The organism is Enterobacter cloacae complex sp. HYC003_NIDB, from assembly GCF_056673375.1.
The window spans coordinates 1,207,698-1,230,132 of the sequence record NZ_CP114220.1 but is presented as its reverse complement, the minus strand read 5'-3'; the positions used below and the strand labels follow the sequence as shown (position 1 = coordinate 1,230,132).

The following is a 22,435-nucleotide window of genomic DNA, read 5'->3' as shown; positions in this document are numbered from 1 at the left end:
GGAATCATCGGAATACGCATATGAAGGCTAACGGATACAGAAAGGTGCTCAGCCTGAAAATGTTCGGGCAGGGGCTGCCCATGATGCTGAAAGAGTACGGCCTGAATCATGAGAAGCGGAACATAAAGCAGGAGATACAGACCAACCCGTCACTGAAAGAAGAAAGCTACGACGACTGGCTGCCGACATGCGACGAGCCCGCAGCGACATAACCAACCTCAACCAGCAACAGCCGTCTTTTTATCTCAGCTGAATATGATGAGTTCAAATAAATAAGAAAAGCCAGTAATTTACTCTTATCAACCGAAGAAAGTTTTGGCTATTATCGAGTCAGGATATGGAGGGATGGGATACTGTTATGGAAGAAGGTGGAATGGTCGTTGTTATGTCACCGGTACAGCTGGCGGCGGTGCTTTCAGATAAAAGCATTACAGAGGCGGAAACGCTGAGTAACCGACTGTTGGGGGGACTTGGCGTTTTACTCGGAGCGGTAGAAATGGCCGGTGCCACGGCACTATGTATCGCGCCAGAACCAACAGGACTAACGAAAGCGGGATGTGTGGTTGTTGGTGCACATAGTCTTGACGCTGTTCAAAGCGCAGCCAGACAGCTAATAACCGGTCGTGATACGCGCTCAGCCACCTGGCAAATTGCTGTAAGCGCGGCAAGAGAACTTGGTGCCGATGAAGACACCGCCCTCAATATCGGCATGACAGTTGATATAGCCGTTCCGCTTGGATTTGCAGCTGCTATTGGTGCCGTCCGTGTAGCTGCAATTAAAGCTGGTCGCATCAAATTGATCCAGCATGAATCAGTTACGGGTCTTAAACCCGGCGGCCATACACTCGCAAATCATGTCGGAAAAACTGACAGTGAGTTACTTGCCCGATTCGAGAAAAATAAGCGACTTGTTATGTCTTCAACGTTTAAAGACTTAAATGTTGCTGAAAATGTTATTTCGAGGGCGGTCTATCTTAACCGGGCAAATATCAAATCGTTACTCGGAGGTGGTAAAATTGGTGGACGCCTTACCATCAATTATTCTGCCGGTCAGGAGGTTGGGTATGGATTCACGCGAGGCAGCACACAGCGCATCAGCATGCGTGGAGTGAGGATTGTTATCGAATTGCAAGAGTATAACGGAAAACCTTACTATATCCTTACAGCATTCCCGACCCCATAGGACAGGTGGATTATGCAAAGTTTCTATCATCTTGATCAGCTGATTCAGGGTTATTTCAATCAGGATCATGACCTCATAAATGAGGGAGAGGATACTATTGAAGGCACTGTTGAACTCTATAAAAAAACAGCTCCCGACTGGATGTTAAAAGAGTTAGCCGAAGAGGTCGATTCTTTCCTTGTGCTTTACGGAGACAGGCTGGATGAGGAGTTCAAAAGCCGGTATGGATTTGATTTTTCACCTGAGTTGTGGGATTCAACCCCATTCAATTTCCTGACGACTGTGCGCAAACTTGCCCTTTCTTCGAAGTAGCTACAGGCAGACAAACCCGCAGCGACTTAACCGACCTCAGATCGGCAACAGCCGGTCTTTTTCTTTCTAAACATAGCTAAGGGTGAACAGAGTGAACAGTTAAATGCGAAAAACCTTTTTCTTGATGTGATCCATTCAAAAAACAGGTTTCTTCACCGGTCCCGGCCTGACAGCACCACACTGTAAAAGTACGTTTTCTCCCCCCTTCCCATAAAGCACGTAAACCATTGATATAAAACATTTAATACCTCATATATTTCCGTTTCCTTTTGTTTTGTCGAACGATCTGTGAACAACACCAAAACATTAACAACAAGGAAACAATAATATAACTACAGAGGTGACCTTATGCTCAATAAAGAACGGCATTATGCAATTTTGACCTGGCTTAACAGGTACGAACGGGCGACGGTGAATCAGCTTGCGAAAGTTTTTAACGTCACCAGGGAAACGATTCGCAGCGACCTGAACTTATTAGCGCAGGAAGGCGGCATTGAGCGATGCCACGGTGGGGCAATTATCAAACGCCGTATTTTTCATACCCAATCAGTCAATAATTTAGATAGCAATATCATTCATTTTTTTGACTCCGCGCAGTCAAGAAAAACGATCAAATCCCGACATAAAGGGCGAAAGATGAAAGGTAAAGTCTGTATTCTGGGTTCATTCAACGTTGATATTATTGCTAATGTCGATCGTTTCCCGCAAAGCGGAGAATCTATTTTTTCCGAAAATACCATTATTGGACCCGGCGGCAAAGGCGCCAATCAGGCGCTGGCCGTAAGCAAATGCAATGTTAAAACCCATTTTGTCGGTAAGGTGGGTAACGATCAGTTTAGTCAGATGGCCTTTGAACATCTTTCATCTTCTGCTATCGACAGCTTCACGCTTTATCAGGATAAAGATCAGAAAACCGGCACCGCGCTTATTTATGTTTGTCAAAGTGATGGTGAAAATATGATTGCCATCAGCCCTGGGGCCAATCGGTCCATTACAGCCGATGAAGTTGAAGCGATTACCCCTGAAGTGAAAAACGCAGATATTTTTTTAACCCAGCTGGAAAATAATCTACCCGCTACCTTTCGGGCCATTGAAATTGCCCGCCGTAACGGGATTAAGGTGGTTTTGAACCCTGCCCCCTGGTCATCTGATGTGGTTAGCTGCCTGAAGAACGTGGACTTTCTGACCCCAAACGAGACTGAGGCCTCATTGCTGTCCGGCATTCATATCGTGGACCTTGCCAGCGCGAAGGAAGCCGCCAGAGCCATTAAAGCGAAAGGGGTAGGACACGTCATCATCACCATGGGAGCGAAAGGCGCGCTTATTTATGACGGTGAGCAATTTATTCATATCCCGGCGCTGAAAGCCGTATGTGTGGATACCACCGGTGCTGGCGATGCCTTCAACGGCGCATTCGCCGCCGCGATGGCGAAAGGGGAATCCATTATTCAGGCAGCAAAATTTGCCTGTGCTTTCGCCTCTTTGGCCGTCGAAAAAGAAGGCGCATCAAATATGCCCGAATATAAAGATGTCCTGACCCGCCTCGCGCAATATAACGATAAAAAAATTCTCACCGAGAAAATTTAACGCACGCATATTTCTGCAAACACAGATTATATTCACGACAACCATTTCAGTAATGGGAGTATGTCCGATGAAAGCCCTGACAGAATCTAAACCCGGCGGCGCGATACCGCAGGTAAATAACATGCCTCACCAGCAAACACTATCCCGCATGGCACGTTGCCGCCAGACGTTACGCCGGTGGTGGCCGTTCTACGTGATGGCCCTGCCTGGAGTTATCTATTTTTTTATCTGGCACTATTTACCCATTTGGGAAACCAAAATTGCGTTTGAGCAGTACCGTATTATCCCGCCGAATATCTGGGTCGGGATGCAGTATTTTGCCACGCTGATGTCATCCCCTGTTTTCTGGCAGGTGATACAGAACACCGTGATTATCGGCGCAATGAAGCTGATTTTTATTTTTCCGGTTCCCATTATCGTGGCGCTCTTGCTCAATGAAGTGCGCTCATCCGGTTACCGTAAATTTGTCCAGTCGGTGATTTATCTGCCGCATTATCTTTCCTGGGTGGTGATCGCCAGTATCGCGATTGCCACGCTCTCGCCGGTTGATGGCGCGGTTAACGACATCATTAAATCGATGGGCTACGATCCGATCCCCTTTATGACCGACAGCGGCTCTATCCGCTGGGTACTGGTGTTCACTGAAATGTGGCGCAGCGCGGGCTGGGACTCATTACTTTACATCGCGGCGATCCTCGCCATCGATCCACAGCTGTATGAAGCGGCGGAAATGGATGGTGCCGGGCGCTGGCGCAAAATCTGGCACATCACCCTGCCCGCTATCACCCCGACTATCGCCACACTGTTTATCCTCAACGTCGGGCTGTTCCTGAGCCAGGGTTTTGATCAGGTCTTCAACATGACCAACGACGTGGTGAACGGTCAGATAGACATCATCGACACCTACGTCTACCGCATGGGCCTGCGCACCGGGGAGTTCTCGCTGGCGACCGCCGCAGGGTTATTCAAAGGCGTGATCGGCATGGTCCTTATCGTGCTGGCACATAACGTTTCAAAACGCCTGACGGGTAAAGGAGTCTGGTAATGCGCATCTCATCACGAAGCACCCCTTTTGAGCGCATCGAATACGTGCTCATTCTCTCGGTACTGATGCTGCTGGTTGTCGTGACGCTACAACCGATCCTCAACCTGGTGGCGATATCCTTCTCCAGCCCGGCAAACGTGCCCGGCATGAGCGGCCTGGAAATTATTCCGCAGGGCTTTTCGCTGGACGTCTGGAAGCTGCTGCTGACCAACGAAGCCGTGCTGCGCGGGTTTGGCAATGCAATGCTGATTACCGTGGTGGGCACCATCATCAACGTAGTTTTCACCGTGCTGCTGGCCTGGGCGCTGGCGCAAAAACGCCTGCCGGGACGCCGCTGGCTGTTTATGTTTGTCCTGTTCACCATCGTCTTTGAGCCGGGCATCATCCCCGATTTTCTGGTGATGAAAAAGCTGGGGCTACTGAACAGCTACTGGTCCGTCATCCTGTATCGCGCGGTCTTCGCCTGGTACCTGATTATTCTGGTTCGCCTGTTCGAAGAGATCCCGGAGGAGCTGCTGGAAGCCGCCGAACTCGATGGCGCGAACCCGTTCCAGACGCTGTGGTACGTCATTATGCCGGTCGCCAAATCGTCCATTGCCATGATCACATTATTTTACATGGTGCTGCACTGGAACGAGTTTTTCCGCGCCATGGTGTACCTCAACGACCCGGACAAATGGCCGTTGCAGGTGGTGCTGCGTCAGTTTGTCGTCGAGGGCGATAAGCTGGCGATGGTAGGCGTCGAAAGCATGTCGAACTACACCGATGCCAGCCAGATCAGCATCAAGGCGCTGAAAGCCGGGATGATCACCTTAACCATCGCCCCGCTGATTGCCATCTACCCGATTATTTTGCGCTTCTTCACCAAAGGGACCATGTCCGGCGCGGTGAAGGGTTAACAGGAGCGATGACGATGAAATTATTCACAGCAATCGCCTGCGGCCTGCTGTTATGCCAGGCCGCCTGGGCCGAGCCGGTCACTATCCGGATTGTGGAAAAAGATCTGCTGACCACCAACCGCGAAGATGTCGCGCATATTCAGCGAATCGAGCAGGCGCTGGCACGCCAGGGACACGATATCCACATTGAGATCGTCAACCTGTCGTCTTCCGGCTACTCCGACGTGCTGAACGTGATGCTGCTCTCCGGCACCATCCCTGATCTGATCTATTTCAACGGCAGCGACCAGAAGATGGTCGAACAGGGCATTCTTGAAGACTGGCGTCCGTGGATTGCGCAAACCCGCTATCTGAAAGAGGCGCTGTGGCCGCACAACCAGCTTCGCCTGCAAAATCATCCGACCCTGCTGTATGTCTTTCCCCTGCGCGCGCGCCAGCCGGTGATCCGTGAGGACTGGTTACAGAAGAGCGGATTCAGCGCATCACCCAAAACGCTGGCGGAGTACGTCACGCTGTTCAATGCGATCCACGCCGGCGACTACAACGGCGACGGTAAGACGGATAGCTGGGGGATCACCTCCGAGAAAGACCTGCGCGATCTCGACGGTTTTATGAACCCGGCGTTTGGCATTCACGCCACCTGGCTCAAGGACGAACAGGGCAAGCTGATCAACGCCCAGATAAGCCCGCAGGAGCGGAGCAAGCTGGAGTTCTACCATTCGCTGTATCAGAAAGGACTGCTCTCCTCCCAGTACATCACCACCAACTGGGAGCTAAAAGAGGATGAGTTTTATACCGGCAAGGTTGGCGTGGTATCCGTCTCATCGCCGGGCAACGTCGGCGTGTACCAGGAAAAGATGCGCCAGATCCATCCTGACGCCACCCTCACCCTGCTCGACCCACCCGAAGGCCCGGCAGGTAAAGGGCTGGCGGCGACAGATGTTTCCATGGAAACGCGCGGCTTTGCCATGTCCTCGCTCTCGAAACATAAAAAGGAAGTGATGATCCTGCTCGATTTTCTGGCAAGCCCGGAAGGGCAAATGATGGAGCAGATGGGCTTCGAGAACACGCACTACGTTCGTAAGGGCAACACGATAAACGTGACGCCAAAAATTAATGCCTGGTATCCGCGGTTTATCCAGGCCGCCAACTGGAAGCCGCCGGTGGAGTGGCGGACGCCTGCGATGCTGCGCTATATCGACAATTCACAACGTTATTTTACGGCGGATAACGCCTTTATCTTCCCGGCGTCGTTTGCCGCCGCCATCGACTCAACCAGCAGTATTTATAACCAGTGGGCGTACCAGTTTGTCTCTGGCAAAGCGTCATTTGATCAGTGGGATCAGTATGTCAGCGCCTGGAAAGCCGCAGGTGGAAACGCCATGACCGAATATGCAGAGGAAAAATTAAAATGACCGTTACTCAAGCCGCTGATTTATCGTTCACGTCCCGCATTCTGGGCATGCTGTATGGCGTGGCGTTCGGTGATGCCTTAGGCGGACCGGTTGAGAAACTCTCCGCCCGGCAAATCGCGGAGAAATATGGCCGCGTCACCTCCATCCACCAGCGCTGGCACCGGATGGACGAGCCGTCCGCACGGCGCAACAACCGCGTACGCGGCAACGGTATCATCACCGACGATACGCTGATGACACTCTGCCTGATGGAGGTTTACAGCGAGCTGGGCCGTCACGTTGATGCGTGGGATATGGGGGAGTCTTTTGTGCGGAAGATTGCCTGGGAACCGCGCTGGGTGCCGGAACTGGATCGGGAAGCGCTGGTTATTGAGCGCCTGTTTTATCCGGAAAAATGGATCTTCCATCGTCTGCAACTGGCCGCCTGCGATCCGCGCCAGGGCGGCGTGGGCAATATGGTGAACTGCGGCGCAGCCATGTATGCCGCCCCCATCGGAGCTATTAATGCCTGCAACCCTGAGGCAGCTTACCAGGAAGCCATTAATTTCACCCAGGGGCATCAGCAGAGCTATGGGCTGGAGGCCGCCGGGGTCTTCGCCGCCTGCGTTGCAGCGGCATTTATTCCTGGCATCACCATTGAGGCTATCACCAACATCGCATTGAAACTGGCTAAAGACGGCACCCGCCAGGCCATCGCGGCAACGCTTGAGGTCGCGCATCGCTACCGTGGAACCGCATGGGATTATCAACAGGTCGTTGACGCCCTGCACGATGCGCTTTTGCCCTTCTCACCGATGGGTGATGACCTGATGCACGGCCCGGAAAAAGCGGGCGTCCCGACCATGGCCTACCAGCCCTCGCGTCTGATGTCGATTGAGGAACTGCCGATGGCGCTGGCCTTCTGCCTGCTGCGCGAAGGCGAGTTTCGCGGCGCGGTGGAAGACGCCATCAATTCAGGCCGTGATACCGACTCTATCGGGGTAATGAGCGGCGCGATTTTAGGCGCGCTGCACGGGGAAGCCATTGTCGAACCTGAGGTGCTGGCGGGTATTGATAGCGCCAACCGCCTGGATCTGCGTACGGCCGCGCTGCGCTTCAGCGAATCAGCACAAAGCATTATCCAGCAGGATCTCGCTGCGGCGGCGCTTTACCGCCAGCACGTCATGCCATTATTGCAGCCAGGCCACACCGCCGGGCGAGGAGAGTAACATGAGCCAAATCGTTTTAAATAATCTCGGTAAATCCTACGGCAACGTCAGCATCATTAAAGGGATCTCGCTGAGCATTCACGAAGGCGAATTTATTGTGCTGGTCGGCCCGTCCGGGTGTGGGAAATCCACCCTGCTGCGCATGATTGCGGGTCTGGAAGACATCACCTCCGGTGAACTGCTGATGCACGGCGAGGTGGTCAACACTCTGCCCGCCAAAAAACGCGATATCGCCATGGTGTTCCAGAGCTATGCGCTCTATCCACACATGAAGGTGCGGGACAACATGAGTTTTGCCCTGAAGCTTGCCAGCGTCTCAAAAGCGGAACGGATGGCGCGCGTGGAAGAGGCAGCGGAAATCCTCGGCCTGACGCATCTGCTCGATCGCCTCCCGCGGGATCTTTCCGGCGGCCAGCGTCAGCGCGTGGCGATGGGACGCGCGCTGGTGCGTGACCCGAAGGCCTTTTTGTTTGATGAACCGCTCTCCAACCTGGACGCCAAACTGCGCCATAAAATGCGCGGAGAAATTCGTAAGATCCACCAGCGGATGGGTCGCACCACCATCTACGTGACGCACGATCAGACGGAAGCGATGACCATGGCGGACAGGATTGTGGTGCTGAATGCCGGACATATTGAGCAGGTCGGCACCCCGGAAGAGCTGTACCGTAACCCGGATAACCTGTTTGTCGCGGGCTTTATCGGCACGCCGGAAATTAACACCCTTAAAGGCGTGATTCAGCACGGCGAGATTGTGCTCAACAACGGCTACCGCTTCCCCTGCCCCCTCCGCTCACATATTGAAGGGATGGAGATCATCTGCGCCACCCGACCGCACTATATCCGGCTCGGCGAGTCAGGGATGCCAGCGGAAATCGTGCTGATAGAAATGACCGGGGAAGGACAGGAGATCCGGGTGCGTATCAACGATCAGGAGCTGATCGTGGTGTCCCATGAAAAGCTGGATATCAACGTGGGTCAGAAGGTCTTCCTCACCGTAGACGCGGAAAAAATGTTCTTGTTTGATGCCCAGACCGGTAAGCGCCTGCGGTCATAGAATGCTTAATCAATCCCTCCTGCAATCGCAGGGGGATTTTATAATGGCGGTGGGTATATATCAGGCTAGGCCAGGCTAGTTTCCAGCATCGAATCCACCATATCCATCTCTTCACGGCTGAGCAGCATTTCGATATTGACCAGGATGATCATTCTGTTTTCCATCACACCAAGCCCAAGAAGATAGCGGCTTGATAGCATGGACGCGAAGTCCGGCGTCGGTTTAATCTGATCCATGTCCATCGACAGCACGTCAACCACACCGTCTACCACGATTCCTACAACGCGATTATTGAGGTTAAGGATGATCACTACCGTACTGTCATCCTGCTGAACGTCAGGAAGACTGAAGCGCACGCGAAGGTCAACTATTGGCACTATCACACCGCGCAGGTTGGTCACGCCGGTGATAAAACCTGGCGCGTTCGGGATACGAGTAACGCTATCGCATCCACGTATCTCTTGTACCTTCAGAATGTCGATCCCATATTCTTCGTTACCGAGACGAAAAACCAGATACTCCTGCGCAATGGCGTCCGCGCCCGCAGGCTTTGTCGTTGTTTGGGTCATGCTGTTACTCCTTGCTTGCCGAACGTCGGCCTGACATGGTTTTCCTTTTGTCCGTTCATCGTCGACAGTTCAACCACGTCGAGGATTAGCGCAACGCTGCCATCACCGAGAATGGTCGCGGCTGAAACGCCCGGTACTTTGCGATAGTTCTGTTCGAGGTTTTTTACCACAACCTGTTGCTGACCAATGAGCTGATCGACCCACAGGGCGTAGCGGCATCCAGCGCTTTGGACGATCACCACAATGCCATCTTCAGGTGCGGTCTCGCCGGGCACCGATAGGCGCTGACGCAGCATCACCAGCGGAAGATATTCGCCACGAATTTGCAGCAGACGTTCCTCCCCGACGAAGCGGCAGAGCATATCCTCGCCGGGCCTCAGCGATTCCATTACCGCGCCGAGCGGCAGAACATAGATCTCCTGTCCAACTTTCACCAGCATGCCATCAAGGATTGCCAGCGTCAGCGGCAGAATAATGCGTATCGTCGTGCCTTCTCCCGGCTTTGAAAGGACTTCGACATGGCCGCCCATGGCCATAATGTTACGACGGACCACGTCCATACCCACGCCGCGCCCGGAAACATCCGTCACGCTTTCTGCGGTGGAAAATCCCGCGGCGAAAATCAGCATCCATACGTCCTCATCGCTGAGGGTGTCGCTGATATTCATTCCCTGGGAGCGGGCTTTCGCGAGGATTTTCTCCCGGTTCAGTCCGGCACCATCATCAGTCACCTCAATGATGATATTGCCGCCATGATGTTCCGCCGAGAGGATAAGATTGCCCACTACCGACTTCCCCTTACGGGCACGTTCTTCTTTCTGCTCAATGCCGTGATCGAGACTGTTACGCACCAGATGAGTCAGTGGGTCGATAATGCGTTCGATCAGGCTCTTATCCAGCTCGGCCGAGCCGCCACGAAGAGTTAGCTCTACCTCTTTGTTCAGGCGAGAACCCAGATCGTGCACCAGCCGCGGGAAGCGGCTAAACACATAATCCATTGGCATCATTCGAATCGACATGACTGATGACTGAAGCTCGCGTGTATTACGCTCCATTTGCGCCACGCAGCTGGAGAGCATGTCGTAGCTCGCTGGATCAAGTTTTTTGGAAAGCTGAGATAGCATCGCCTGGGTGATGATGAGCTCACCCACCTGGTTAATGATCTGATCGACTTTACTGACCGCCACGCGGATGCTGCCCGATTCCTGACTATTACTGCGGGCTGGCACCGGCGCGGCAGGTCGTGAAGGCGGTTCTGAATGGTCCGCGACTACAGAAGCCTTGTCCGTAACAGGAGAAGTCACTTCAACCGACGCTGGTTGAACGACATGCTCGATAAGTATTTGCGACTCTTCAAGCACAAAACACAGCACCGCGGAGATATCATCGGCAGAGGCGCTCGTGCGCAGCTGAACCACCATGCCATCATCAGCCTTCTGCGTAGCGACAATCTCTCCCATGTGGGATAACTCTTCCTGAAGCATTGCCCGCTCGCTTTCAGGAATTTTCTTCAACGTCACGCAGAGTAAAGGCTCACCATCAGCTGCCCCCTGCTGCGTCGCGGCTTTGTCTTGCAACTCGACTGCCGTCTGGGCATGTTTGTCTTCCAGAGCAATCTTGCGCAGGGCTTCACAAATATAGCGATAACTCGCTTCATCAGGTTCCTGCGAAGACTGATAGGCTTCCAGTTGCGCTTGCATAATGTCTTTACATTCCAGAAATAGATTAACGGTCGTTCGGTTAAGCGAGCGTTCTCCGGCTCGCACCTGGTCAAACAGGTTCTCAAGTAGATGCGTGGTCTCTTGCAGGGCATTAAAGCCAAAAGTCCCTGCCCCGCCTTTCAAAGAATGCGCTGCGCGAAAAATGGCATTTACCTGTTCAGGATTCGGCGATGCGGCATCAATCTCCAGCAAATGCTTCTCCATCTCGGCCAGCAGCTCTTCCGCTTCGGTAAAAAAGATCTCGGTGAAATCATTCATGTCCATCGCTATACCCCCTTACCTCCTGCTGCGTAGTGTTGTTCAGGACGTTTTCTGGGCGATGCATGCGCGTGTCTTCCAGACGGATATCCTGTTCTTTGGTTTTACTTAATACCAAAATGCTAATACGGCGATTCGCCGGACTTGAGGGATCACTGTTTTCTAAAGGCATACGGCTTCCCGTGCCGATCACGCGAAGAAAACGCTCATCGTCAAGACCTGCTTTAACCAGCACGCGGCGCGCGGCGTTGGCGCGTCCGGAAGAAAGTTCCCAGTTACTGTATCCGGAGGTGCCGCCCGCATAGGGAAGCGAGTCGGTATGGCCGGTGAGACTGATTTTATTGGGCAACTCCTGCAACAGCGGCACAAGCGCCTGCAAAATGCCGTTCATATAGGATTCCGGCAGCTCGCTGCCTACTCTAAACATCGGGCGATCCTGGCTGTCGGTGATCTGAATGAGCAGACCGTCGTTGGTAAGACGCAGCATAATGTTGGATTTAAAGTTATTGAGCCGGGGATCGGTTTCGATCATCTGCTGCAATTTATCTCTGGCCTGTTTCAGGCTCTCCATCCAGCGCTGCCGCTCGCTCTGTACCCGCTTATGATTCGCCACTTCTCCGTCCTGCTTCATCAGATCGTCACCGCCGCCGGGGATGATGCTGTCGCTCAGGCTGGTTTTGTCGCCATTGGCCATAGATGGCTTAAGCGGCATGCGGAAGTAATCGGCGATCATCTCCCGCTGCACCGTGCTGGACTGAGAAATCAGCCACATTACCAGGAAGAACGCCATCATCGCGGTCATAAAATCGGCGTAGGCGATTTTCCACGTACCACCGTGATGAGCATGCTTTTTCTTCTTTCGCTTGCGCGAAATGATTATCGGGGAATCGTTTTTCATGCCGTGGCATCCGCAGACTTAGACTTAAGGCTGGCGCTGGATTTCACTTCCCGCACATGCTCTTCAAGCTCCTCAAAGGAAGGCCGTTCGCTGGTAAAAATGGTTTTTCGGCCAAACTCCACGGCAATTTGTGGCGCATAGCCGTTTAGACTGGAGAGCAGCGTGACTTTTATACACTGAAGGATTTTGACCTGATCGGAACTCATCTGACGCAGCAGGGTTGCGAGCGGTAATACAAACCCGTAGGCAATCAAAATTCCGAGGAACGTGCCCACCAGCGCGTGGCCAATCAACATTCCGAGCTCGGCTGCGGGTCGGTCCGCGGCACCGAGCGCGTTCACTACCCCCATGACGGCAGCCACAATACCAAAGGCCGGAAAGGCATCGCCGACGGTATTCAGACTGTGGGCCGGAACCTCAAGCTCCTCTTCGCAGGTTTCAATTTCCTCATCCATTAACGCTTCGATTTCATGCGAGTTCATACTTCCGCCAATCATCAGGCGGAAGTAATCGAGGATAAAGTTGCTTAACATCGGATCGCTCATCAGACGAGGATAAGCGCTGAAAATTTCGCTGCCCGCCGGATCTTCAATGTCTTTCTCAAGTGACATGAGTCCCTGAACACGACTTTTTGACAGCAGCAAAAACATAAGCGCCATCAGGTCCATATAAACCGTTTTGTTGTAGCGTTTCCCCACGAACAGCTTCACGATAGCTTTACCCGTCGCCTTAAGGGATTTCATGTTATTACCAACAATAAAAGCGCCGACCCCGGCACCGCCGATAATTAACAATTCCAAAGGCTGGAACAGCGCGAGCAGATTACCACCAGACAGTACGAACCCACCAAATACGGTAGCAATAACAACAAGATAGCCAAAGATAACTAACACACTCTCTCCTTTTTACTCGCTGACCGATGTCGAGTGCCGTGGCATCGAATAAAACGCCATCCTGTGCATTGCCATCGAACATCCGTCAGGCTGTCATAATTTCCGGCGTGGCATAATTGCCTGCGATTCCGCTGAGGTTGACCTGCGATTTCTTAAATGCCCGCGAAGGAGGGCTACACAAACTACAGGTGAACGGGTTTTTGATGAATTCCGTCGTGACCACAAAACCACCGGAACAAACGCTACAGGCCTTACGGGAAATAATACCGCAGTCGATAAAGCGTAATAATGTCCAGGCACGCGTTAGCCCCAGGACAGGTTTATCGTCGCAGCAAGAACCACACTGCTCCAGATAAAGACGGTAGGTTTTCATCAATATTTCAATAGGGCGCCCGCCCCCAGTTTTCTGAAGATAAAGGTAAATGTTATAGAACATGGAAGAGTGAATATTCTGCTCCCATGACATGAACCAGTCTTCAGAAAAAGGGAGCATCCCTTTTGGAGGCGGACAGCCGCGTAACTCTTTATACAAGCGCAGTAAACGCCGACGACTTAAAGAAGTTTCAGATTCCAGAACCTGCATTCTTGCCCCAAGGTTAATTAACCCCATGGCAATATTTACCTCTTCAATTTCTTGCAATAAACTTTTCTCGCACATTTTATGCTTCTCCCGTCACAGCAGCATCGGACTCGCTTAATGAATTAAGTAAGTTTGTCGATAAAATGATGCCGGTATGAATTTGCTGAAGAGCTTCAATACGCGAATCTTTCGTCAAATTTTCGATGACCACTTCGTCATCGACGCGTAAACGACAAATCAACTGATTGGTCGCAGCCAGTTTCATCAACTGTGGTAAAGACAACTCTTTTAAATTATCAATCGTGCCTTCGGATAAGCCGAGACGAAAACTGGCAGCAAACTTGTCCTGTCTGATCAGCTGCTGCGCCAGTAATAAATAAGAAAGATTAATATCGTGAATGTTTTGCAGATACTCGTCAAAATTGGACACAAAAAGCTCCCACTGTTTTTCAACCACAAACAAGGCTAAATAGTTAAGGCAAAATGTTTACCCGGTCGATGCAGAGAGTCTTTTGGCATTGATAATCGCTGAATTCAGTCAAGCTGATTCAATAAATTATCGAAAAACTTTTCAATGCCAAAGGATGGCTACATCACAAATCTGACGAAATCATATTCATTAAGAATTTTCCTAGCAAGCTTTAAGAAAACAACGCGCACCAGAAAACTATCATAACTAAATGATTTACCTATAAAAATACACATTGTTAAACATTCTTAATTATCACGCAACGTAATTAACTTTACTTAGGAAATATTGTTAATCTTGTTAATGTTATCGCTATGTTATTCTTTCCTTAACCGATCCATTCTGCTTCGTAAGCGTTTTATCGCTAAACTGTGCAACTGGCTAACGCGCGTTTCGGTAACGCCCAAAATTAATCCAATCTCTTTCATGTTCAGATCCTGCTGATAATAAAACTGCAATATCTGCTGTTCACGCTTGGGGATCATTCGGATATGCTCAGCAATGTTGGCTATCAAGTTTTCCTGAATGGCCTCATTTAACGGATTAAGCTGTGCATTTTCGCCGTCATTACTCTCCCAACTGTCAGAATAGTTTTCCTGAAGCTCATCAATAGAGTACATCTGGCTGCTATTATTATCAGCCAGCATTTGCTGAAATTCCTTTAGCGAAACGCCCATCCGTTCAGCAATATCAGCTTCGGTCGCTTCCCCCCCCTTTTCCTGTTCGATCTGCTGAATAAGTGACACAATTTCCCGCGAATGCGATCGCACGCGCCGTGGAACCCAATCACTTTCCCGAAGCTCATCCATTAATGCCCATTTCACACGCTGTGAGATCCAGGCATTAAGGGCCACCCCTTTTTTAGGGTCAAAGCTATCAATGGCACTCAAAAAACCCATGGAGCCCGCCTGAATGAGATCGTCTAATTCGACATTGGCAGGCAGTCTCTTATGCAAACGCAGCGCTTCTTGCCTGACGATAAAATGGTATTTTGACCACAATGCCGTTTTATTCTCCAGCCCTTCAGCTGTGTATATACCGTCCACGCATTTCTTCCACCTAATCTTCACATTCTCAATTATCAGTTGAAACCACATAATCAAAAAGTGCGATAAGCTTTTATAAAAATGCGCATTCTGTTAATTTAATCATCGCGCTGCCTGACAGGAATAATTGGCGGCACTATTGACGCCAATTATTCTCTTTCCGCAGATGTCAGAACGTTTCCCACTGCGCATTATCATTTTCAACGTGACGCAACGTCATTTTTTCCGGCGCGGGCGTATGGCGTTTTTCAACTTTTTCATCTCGCAGGGTAAACTGGGCAACAAGCTGCTCAAGCTCGTCCGACTGAGATTCCAGTTTGCCTGCCGCCATGGCCGCTTCTTCCACCATCGCCGCGTTCTGCTGAGTCACCAGATCCATCTCGTTCACGGCCTGCGAAATCTGATTGATACCCGCACTTTGCTCGTCAGAGGCCGAACTGATTTCGCCCATAATCTGCGTCACCTCAGCAACCGAAGTCACGATGTCCTGCATGACGCCGCTCGCCTGGCTTACCTGGCGCGAACCTGTATCAATATTGTTAACGCTGGTATTAATCAGCTGATTAATCTCTTTCGCTGCATCGGCGCTGCGCTTGGCGAGGTTACGCACTTCTTCCGCAACTACCGCAAAGCCACGCCCCTGCTCTCCCGCTCGAGCGGCTTCAACCGCTGCGTTCAAGGCCAGAATGTTGGTCTGATTGGCGATACTGTCGATGACGCCGTTAATATCAGCAATCTGACGGGAGCTTTCGGTAATCTGCGCCATGATAGCTTCCAGGTTTACCATCACCTCGCCGCCATTTTGGGCATTCATGCTTGCCCCTTCTGCCAGACTGCGCGCCGCATGTGCGTTATCCGCATTCTGGCGTACGGTGGTTTTAATTTGCTCCATGCTGGCAGCCGTCTCCTGAAGGGCCGCAGCCTGTTCTTCGGTACGGGAGGAAAGGTCGCTGTTGCCCTGAGCAATCTCCTGGGCGTTAGAATGGATATTCACTACCCCTTCACGGATACCGGTAATGGTGTTGGTCAGGGAGACACGCATCTTCTCAAGCTCCCTGAGCATTTTGCCAATTTCGTTATCAGCGCCAGTCTCTATGGCATGACTCAGATCGCCTGCCGCTACGCGCTGAAGCATCTCAACGGTAGTTTCCATCCGGCGCACCAGCGCAATACGCAACCAGTAACGAACGGCTAACAATACGCAAATCGCGATAGCCATCATCACCACGCTTACCCAAATCATCATCTTGTAGCTGCTTTCAGCTACTGATACATATTCGTACCCCCGGTCAGATGAGATTTCTGAATACTTCTCAATTTTTTGACGCAGCTCGGTACGCAGTTCCATATCACCGTTCATCGAGCCCGGGTATCCTTCCGGTCGCTCAAGATAGCCGAGCTTGGTTTGGACGGTGTTATAAACCAGGTCAAATTTGGCGCGAAGCTCCTCAGCAGCCCTTGTCTCTGCCAGGCTGTTGAATTTCACCTGCGCGAAAGCATCCATCTCCTTGCGCGCCTCTTTCAGCAGGTTGTGGGTGTGTTTGATCATCTCTGGCGACAGTGGTTTATGCAGCGACGTCTGAAGCATCATCCCGTTCGTATTCGCCACCACCGAGTTAATGTTATATGCGGCGTTAGTCATATAGGCGTTGCTGTCATTAACGTCCACAACGCGTTTAAAATTTTTATTAATCGTCACCGAGTTATAAACGGAAAAAGCCGTAACGCCAAACAGCATGCAAGAGATCATGCCGATAATCAGGCTGATTACGGTATAGATTTTTAGTTTATTTAACATAGGTCCTCATAAGCCGCACATAAATATACGGCTAAAACTTTCATAAATAAGGTGGAAAGATAATGTTATTTATTAAATAAATTCATTTTTTGCATTGACTGAAATACCATCATGGATGCGTTCAGCGCAAATTCTGACATTTTAGAATCCATAATGAGCGAGGTCATCGTGCTATAGTCAGCGCCAATGGCCGTCTGAACCTTGGTTATGGTGTCGTTGATCATGACGTCGCCACTCATATCAAGCGCGTCCAGTTGCTGAAGGTTGGTCCCCAGTTCCGCCTGCGCCTTACCCAGACGATCGATGCCGCCGGAAACCGCTTCGCTGGCGGCGCTCAACGCAGCATTCAGCGCATCACGGTCGATGGGATCGCGAGAAAGTTCTTCTACCGCTTTATCAAGAACAGAGAATATATCCCCGAAAACATCGCTGCCCAGGTGGCCCGTCTGCATATCCGTACCATCGGCAACGGTTTGTCGACGAGCGGTATCACCGCCGACATAGTTACCCGCATCGTCAAACGGCGCCGTATCGCTTTTAAATCCGCCAAAAATATAGCGCCCGCTCCCGTCGCGATTATTCGCGAGATCCATCAGATTGCCGCGAATACCTTTAATCTCTGCACCCAGCGCCCGACGATCTTCATCAGAGTAGCTTTCCGTTTTCGCCGCTACGATTTTTTCGGTGAGGGTGGTGGTCAGCAAATTGCCCACACCGTTCAGGATATTATCTTCATGCTCAAGTGAACTCCGCACCGTTGAACGTACGTTGCTGTAAAGCTCAAGCTTCGCCAGTGCGTCCTGATAATTTACCGCATCGGTAGCGGACTTTGGATCATCCGAGGCTCGCAGCAACGATTTTCCAGCAGAGAGTTGAAGATAAATATTATTATTATCACTCACGCGCTTTGACATGCTCTCGGCGCTCTGTTTAAACATATACAGCGTACTTAATCGCATCGGATAGCTCCTTATTTAATCGAAAGCAGCGAATCAAACATGGTGGTTGCGGTCTGTAGAATTTGCGCATTGGCCTGGTAATATTGAATAAACATCTGCATATTGACGGTTTCTTCGTTCATATCCACACCTGAAAGCGCCTGCTTCGCATCATATTTAGTTTGCAGGTCGATCTCAGCCGAGGAAATGCCCGATTTTACCGCCCGCGCGTTAGAACCAATGGTCCCCACCAGGCTTGAATAAGCCTCCGTCAGCGTGCTGCCGCCAATCAGTTTCTCATTCTGGATCTTAAGCATCTCTTCCAGATTGAGATTATTTCCCACCCCGCCCCCGGAGGCATCCGCTGCGGCAAAATCCTGTGCGCTGTTGATCGCGCGGCCAATACCCTCCGCAGCCCCAGCCATAGGATTAAAGGAAAAACTGTCGCCGGCGCTTGCGGTCACACCGGAGAGATCAATCTCAATGCCGTCAAACTCAAGCGTGGCGGAACCGGCCGGCACCTGCTTCACCAGGCGTCCGTCCTCCCCCATTACGTTCCAGTTTGTTCCATCAAAGTCGATGCTGTAATTTTCAGATTTTACGTTGGTGTAGTCCGTCACGCTGATAGCGTCGAGCGTTCCCCCACCGGCATTGCCTGCATTTGCCACCGCCTTCATAGGTGGCAGAGAGAAAAGATCGCCCCCCGGCACACCCGCTGGCGTCTCACCCAAACGGTGCTGCTCGTTCATGCGGCTCGCCATCATAAAGGCGATCTGGTTTAGCTCGTTTTTAGCGAGCTCAAGATCTTCGCTGCGGAACTTAAACAACCCAGCCAGGCGGCCTTTGGTAATGCTCGCTTCGTTAACTGGCGTGGTAGTACCGTTGCTATCAACGTAAGAGACAACGATTCTGTCAGGATCGCTTTCAGACGCTGTGGCCTGTAGCTTGCTGGCGTTTTCGCCAAAGACAAGGGGGCGACCATCCTGAAGCGTTACGTCGACGCGGCCAGATACGCTATTCTCGGTTACATCTATACCGATCTGCTCACTCAGTTTTTCCAGTAATGCATCACGTTGATCCAGCAGGTCCGCAGGCGGCGTACCGTTCTGCGCCTGTACGCGTTCCAGCTGTTTATTCACTTCTGCCAGCTGGTCGCTGATGCTATTAATTTCTTTAACGCTGGTTTCGATATTGGTGTTGGTGCTCTTTTCCAGCGCGGTGAGGCGCTTGCCGCTGTCATTGAAGCGCTGGGTCAATACGCCGAGTGAGCTGAATACTGCGGAACGGGCCGGGCCGTCATCTGGGGTTGCGCTCAGCGTCGCCATCGACTTGAACAGGTTATTGATGGAGACAGAGACGTTGTCGGATTCATCGCCCAACATATTATCAATGTCGCTCAATTGCTCCATGCGGCCGTTAAGCGAGGCCCAGTTTGAGACGGAGCCGCGTAGCTGCTTGTTGGCAAAAGCATCGTAAGCGCGATCGACGCCAGTTACCGTCGCACCGTAGCCATAAAATCCGTTTCCCGTGGTCATGCCACCGAGCTCACCAATCACAAGGCTGCGGCGGCTATAGGTATCGCTCATGCCATTGGTCAGGTTGCTGCCTACCACACTAAGAGCGGATTGCGCTACGCTAAGGCCACTTTTCGCGAGACTAAAGAGGTTGTTCATAAGGCACCTGGATATTCCGTTATTTCCAGCCCGATATTCGGGCAGGGTCAAAATTATTGCTCTGCTTTATTCATCGGTGATTGCGAATTTATCTAAAAACTTTTTTAAAATATTTTCGCGAGGTCGTTTTTATAGGCTTCTACACCCTGCTTAATATCACCTTTTACTTTCTGAATAATGGTGATCAGTTTTTTCGCATAGGCAGGATCGGTTGCGTATCCCCCCGCCTGAAGCGCTTTGGCCGCCTGCTCCGGCGAACGGGAATGCGCAACGCCCGCATAGCGCGGGTTCTTAGTGAGTAGCTTCGTATAATCGGCGAGCGCATGTTCATAGGAATCGTAAACGCGAAACGAGGCCTTTATCTTTTGCTTTACGCCGTTGATGTATTCGGTGGTCATCACCTCTGTGGTCTTGCCTTGCCAGTCACCTCCGGCCTTAATGCCGAACAGGTTATGGCTGGGGCGGCCGTCAGCGGTGGGGATTTCACGCTGCCCCCATCCTGACTCCAGCGCCGCCTGCGCGAGGATCAGTTGCGGATGAACCCCGCTCTGCCTGGCAGCGATCTGTGCTGGACGCAGCAGACGAGAAATAAAGGATTGAGCCCCCTGCGCTACTTTGCCGAAGGAGACCGACGCAGACGGCGCCAGCGGCCCGGTGGCGGATCTGACGGAGGAGGAAAGTCCCGGCAAATTAAGCGGACCGCTGCCGGGCGTCGACACCGATGGGCTATCGATCTCCCCGCCTGACTGGCGCACAATCATATCCGCAAACCCAAGCTGTCCGCTCCCGGCAATATTTTGCGCCACCTGCTGGTCGTGCATCGCGGTAAACATATCGGTGGACTGGCTGTGCATGAGGTCATCTTTGATGGTGGCATCGCGCATGCTCTTCATCATCATCTGCACGAAGATCCCCTCCATCTGCTGCGCCGCCGCCCTGAGCGCCCCGGGTTCAGCGCGGCGTGCATCGCGCTTTAGCGCGTCGAGAGAGCGAACGTCAAAGGCTGGCTTATCCAGACGATCGAAAGCATTCATCACTCCACCTCCAGCTTCGCACGCAGGCAGCCTGCATTTTTCATTGACTGCAAAATGGACATCAGCTCATTTGGCGTCGCGCCAAGCGTATTGAGTGCCCTGATCACCGCGTTCAGATCCGTGCTGCTGCGCACGCTTTGCAGCGAGCCGCCGCGGTCGCGTACTGAGATATCGGTTTGTGGCACCACGACGGTCTGCCCTCCCCCGAGGGGAGTATCCGGCTGGCTCACAACATTATTCTGTGTAACCTCTACCGTCAGCGATCCATAAGCTACGGCACAGGCATCGAGGGAAACATGGCGGTTCATCACCACGGCGCCGGTACGAGAGTTAACAATGACCTTCGCATCCTGTATCCCCACCCGCAGCGGAATATCCTGGATATTGGCGAGGAAACGCACCCGGGAAGGACCATCCGGCGGTGCAAACAAACGTACAGTACGGGCATCTTCAGGGATTGCCGCCCCACCGCTATAGCGACGATTAATCTCGTCGCTGATCTGCTGCGCCAGCGAGAAATCTGACTCGTTAAGCTGTAGGCGCAGCGTGTTTTGCGTGGCGAAGTCATTCGGGACTTCGCGTTCAACCGTCGCCCCACCGCTAATGCGACCGCCGTTAAGCTGGTTAACCTGCACGCGACTGCCGCCAGCCTGCGCGCCAGCCCCGGAGATCAGCACATTGCCCTGCGCCATCGCGTAGATCTGGTTGTCCGCCCCTTTAAGTGGCGTCATCAGCAGCGTACCGCCACGCAGGCTCTTCGCATTCCCCAGAGAAGAGACCACGATGTCGATCTTATCCCCTGAGCGGGCGAACGGCGGCAGTTCGGCCGTCACCATCACCGCGGCAATATTTTTCAGCTGCATGTTGGTGCCCGCCGGTACGGTGATCCCAAGCTGGGACAACATATTATTGAGGCTCTGGCCCGTAAACGGCGCCTGCATCGTCTGGTCGCCCGTGCCATCAAGCCCCACCACCAGCCCGTAGCCCATTAGCGAGTTGGAGCGTACCCCCTGCACCGTGGCCAGATCGCGAATTCGCTCGGCCTGCGCCGGCGTGTACAGCATCGGAATGCTGAGCAGCAGGCCGAGAAATAACAGAATGGATTTTGTATTCATCGTCGTATCAAAAAGGAGAAAGGTTCAGGAACAGGCGTTGCAGCCAGCCCATCGTCTGCGCTTCGTTGATGTAGCCGTTGCCGACATACTCAATGCGCGCATCCGCCACCTGAGTTGAGGGCACGGTGTTGGCCCCGCTGATGGTGCGAGGGTTCACCACACCCGAGAAGCGTATAAACTCGGTCCCCTGGTTTATGGCTATCTGCTTCTCACCGACCACCTGTAAATTGCCGTTCGGCAGGAGTTTATTTACCGTCACCGTGATGGTGCCGGTAAAGGTGTTGCGCGCCGCCGCCCCGCCCTTGCCGGAGAAGTCGCTTTTGCCCTCCGCGTTAAAGTCAGCTTTGCCGTTACCCAGCCAGCTGTTCGAGCTGCCCGGCATGGCCAGTAATCCCATTCCGGCCGATCCATTACGGTTGGCACTGGCGGAGGAGCTCTTGCTGGCGCTAACGTTTTCCTGAAGCAGAATCGTCAACGTGTCGCCCACGCTGCGCGGCCTGCGGTCTTCAAACATCGGCTGATAGCCATAGTTCATGGCCTGTCCTGCCTGGAACAGCGAGCCGCCGGTTGTGACCGGTGCCATCGGTAATGGTTCTGCCGACGTTGGTCCGTCCACGAGCGGTTTTTGCAAAATATGCGCGCAGCCGCTTAGCAGCAGCACGCCCGCCAGCAGTGCAGGACGCGATAGCCCTGTTGGACTGTATGTAAAAAGTGTTTTCATTTACGTGTCGATAAAC

Annotated in this window: 21 protein-coding genes and 1 pseudogene; 9 read left to right on the top strand and 13 right to left on the bottom strand. The window is 52.2% G+C overall.

What is annotated here, in order from left to right; translation table 11 throughout:
• Positions 1–20: 20 nt before the first annotated feature.
• The 9 genes and pseudogenes from O1722_RS05870 to O1722_RS05830 all read left to right on the top strand — a co-directional run.
• Positions 21–212, top strand: a pseudogene (locus O1722_RS05870) (primase-like DNA-binding domain-containing protein); the annotation flags it as partial.
• A gap of 125 nt (positions 213–337) precedes the next feature.
• A complete protein-coding gene (locus O1722_RS05865; RefSeq protein ID WP_063159242.1) occupies positions 338–1,183 on the top strand; it encodes an RNase A-like domain-containing protein in 846 nt (281 codons plus the stop codon).
• Positions 1,184–1,195: 12 nt separating this feature from the next.
• A complete protein-coding gene (locus O1722_RS05860) occupies positions 1,196–1,495 on the top strand; it encodes a contact-dependent growth inhibition system immunity protein (protein WP_033487527.1) in 300 nt (99 codons plus the stop codon).
• 348 nt (positions 1,496–1,843) lie between these two features.
• Positions 1,844–3,082, top strand: a complete 1,239-nt coding sequence (rbsK, locus tag O1722_RS05855; protein ID WP_033487528.1) for a ribokinase — start codon at positions 1,844–1,846, stop codon at positions 3,080–3,082.
• A 121-nt stretch (positions 3,083–3,203) separates the two neighbouring features.
• Positions 3,204–4,127, top strand: a complete 924-nt coding sequence (locus O1722_RS05850; RefSeq protein WP_223230137.1) for an ABC transporter permease — start codon at positions 3,204–3,206, stop codon at positions 4,125–4,127.
• Positions 4,127–5,026, top strand: a complete 900-nt coding sequence (locus O1722_RS05845) for a carbohydrate ABC transporter permease (RefSeq protein WP_017692842.1) — start codon at positions 4,127–4,129, stop codon at positions 5,024–5,026. Before O1722_RS05850 ends, O1722_RS05845 begins: the two co-directional genes overlap by 1 nt.
• 14 nt (positions 5,027–5,040) lie before the next feature.
• Entirely contained in the window at positions 5,041–6,441 is a 1,401-nt protein-coding gene (locus O1722_RS05840) for an extracellular solute-binding protein (RefSeq protein WP_033487529.1), read from the top strand.
• Entirely contained in the window at positions 6,438–7,649 is a 1,212-nt protein-coding gene (locus O1722_RS05835; RefSeq protein ID WP_033487530.1) for an ADP-ribosylglycohydrolase family protein, read from the top strand. Before O1722_RS05840 ends, O1722_RS05835 begins: the two co-directional genes overlap by 4 nt.
• Before the next feature lies 1 nt (position 7,650).
• The gene (locus O1722_RS05830; protein WP_015571586.1) at positions 7,651–8,706 is read left to right on the top strand and encodes an ABC transporter ATP-binding protein; all 1,056 of its coding nucleotides are present in this window, start codon (positions 7,651–7,653) and stop codon (positions 8,704–8,706) included.
• Between the two features lie 65 nt (positions 8,707–8,771).
• Here the strand turns inward: O1722_RS05830 and O1722_RS05825 are convergent, their stop codons facing one another.
• From O1722_RS05825 to O1722_RS05765, 13 genes are all read right to left on the bottom strand, one after another.
• The gene (locus O1722_RS05825) at positions 8,772–9,275 is read right to left on the bottom strand and encodes a chemotaxis protein CheW (RefSeq protein WP_015571587.1); all 504 of its coding nucleotides are present in this window, start codon (positions 9,273–9,275) and stop codon (positions 8,772–8,774) included.
• Positions 9,272–11,260: a chemotaxis protein CheA gene (gene cheA, locus O1722_RS05820; protein WP_033487531.1), complete on the bottom strand. Its 1,989-nt coding sequence runs from the start codon at positions 11,258–11,260 to the stop codon at positions 9,272–9,274. Before cheA ends, O1722_RS05825 begins: the two co-directional genes overlap by 4 nt.
• Positions 11,247–12,152, bottom strand: a complete 906-nt coding sequence (gene motB / locus O1722_RS05815; RefSeq protein WP_017692838.1) for a flagellar motor protein MotB — start codon at positions 12,150–12,152, stop codon at positions 11,247–11,249. The genes cheA and motB overlap by 14 nt, the downstream gene beginning before the upstream one ends.
• The gene (gene motA, locus O1722_RS05810; protein ID WP_017692837.1) at positions 12,149–13,045 is read right to left on the bottom strand and encodes a flagellar motor stator protein MotA; all 897 of its coding nucleotides are present in this window, start codon (positions 13,043–13,045) and stop codon (positions 12,149–12,151) included. Before motA ends, motB begins: the two co-directional genes overlap by 4 nt.
• Before the next feature lie 85 nt (positions 13,046–13,130).
• On the bottom strand, positions 13,131–13,703 hold the full coding sequence (gene flhC / locus O1722_RS05805) for a flagellar transcriptional regulator FlhC (protein WP_015571589.1): 573 nt from the start codon (positions 13,701–13,703) through the stop codon (positions 13,131–13,133).
• Between the two features lies 1 nt (position 13,704).
• Positions 13,705–14,055, bottom strand: a complete 351-nt coding sequence (gene flhD / locus O1722_RS05800) for a flagellar transcriptional regulator FlhD (protein WP_023295279.1) — start codon at positions 14,053–14,055, stop codon at positions 13,705–13,707.
• 356 nt (positions 14,056–14,411) lie between these two features.
• The gene (fliA, locus tag O1722_RS05795) at positions 14,412–15,140 is read right to left on the bottom strand and encodes an RNA polymerase sigma factor FliA (RefSeq protein WP_026094273.1); all 729 of its coding nucleotides are present in this window, start codon (positions 15,138–15,140) and stop codon (positions 14,412–14,414) included.
• Positions 15,141–15,309: 169 nt separating this feature from the next.
• Complete coding sequence (locus O1722_RS05790; protein ID WP_032649212.1) at positions 15,310–16,938, bottom strand: methyl-accepting chemotaxis protein; 1,629 nt, start codon at positions 16,936–16,938, stop codon at positions 15,310–15,312.
• Positions 16,939–17,003: 65 nt separating this feature from the next.
• Positions 17,004–17,897 carry a flagellar hook-associated protein FlgL gene (gene flgL / locus O1722_RS05785; protein WP_017692833.1) on the bottom strand — a complete coding sequence of 298 codons (894 nt, stop codon included), beginning with the start codon at positions 17,895–17,897 and terminating at the stop codon, positions 17,004–17,006.
• Positions 17,898–17,908: 11 nt separating this feature from the next.
• On the bottom strand, positions 17,909–19,549 hold the full coding sequence (gene flgK / locus O1722_RS05780; protein WP_032649214.1) for a flagellar hook-associated protein FlgK: 1,641 nt from the start codon (positions 19,547–19,549) through the stop codon (positions 17,909–17,911).
• 104 nt (positions 19,550–19,653) lie between these two features.
• On the bottom strand, positions 19,654–20,583 hold the full coding sequence (flgJ, locus tag O1722_RS05775; protein WP_023295282.1) for a flagellar assembly peptidoglycan hydrolase FlgJ: 930 nt from the start codon (positions 20,581–20,583) through the stop codon (positions 19,654–19,656).
• On the bottom strand, positions 20,583–21,647 hold the full coding sequence (locus O1722_RS05770) for a flagellar basal body P-ring protein FlgI (protein WP_045324746.1): 1,065 nt from the start codon (positions 21,645–21,647) through the stop codon (positions 20,583–20,585). The genes flgJ and O1722_RS05770 overlap by 1 nt, the downstream gene beginning before the upstream one ends.
• Before the next feature lie 58 nt (positions 21,648–21,705).
• Complete coding sequence (locus O1722_RS05765; RefSeq protein ID WP_015571594.1) at positions 21,706–22,419, bottom strand: flagellar basal body L-ring protein FlgH; 714 nt, start codon at positions 22,417–22,419, stop codon at positions 21,706–21,708.
• Between the last annotated feature and the right edge of the window lie 16 nt (positions 22,420–22,435).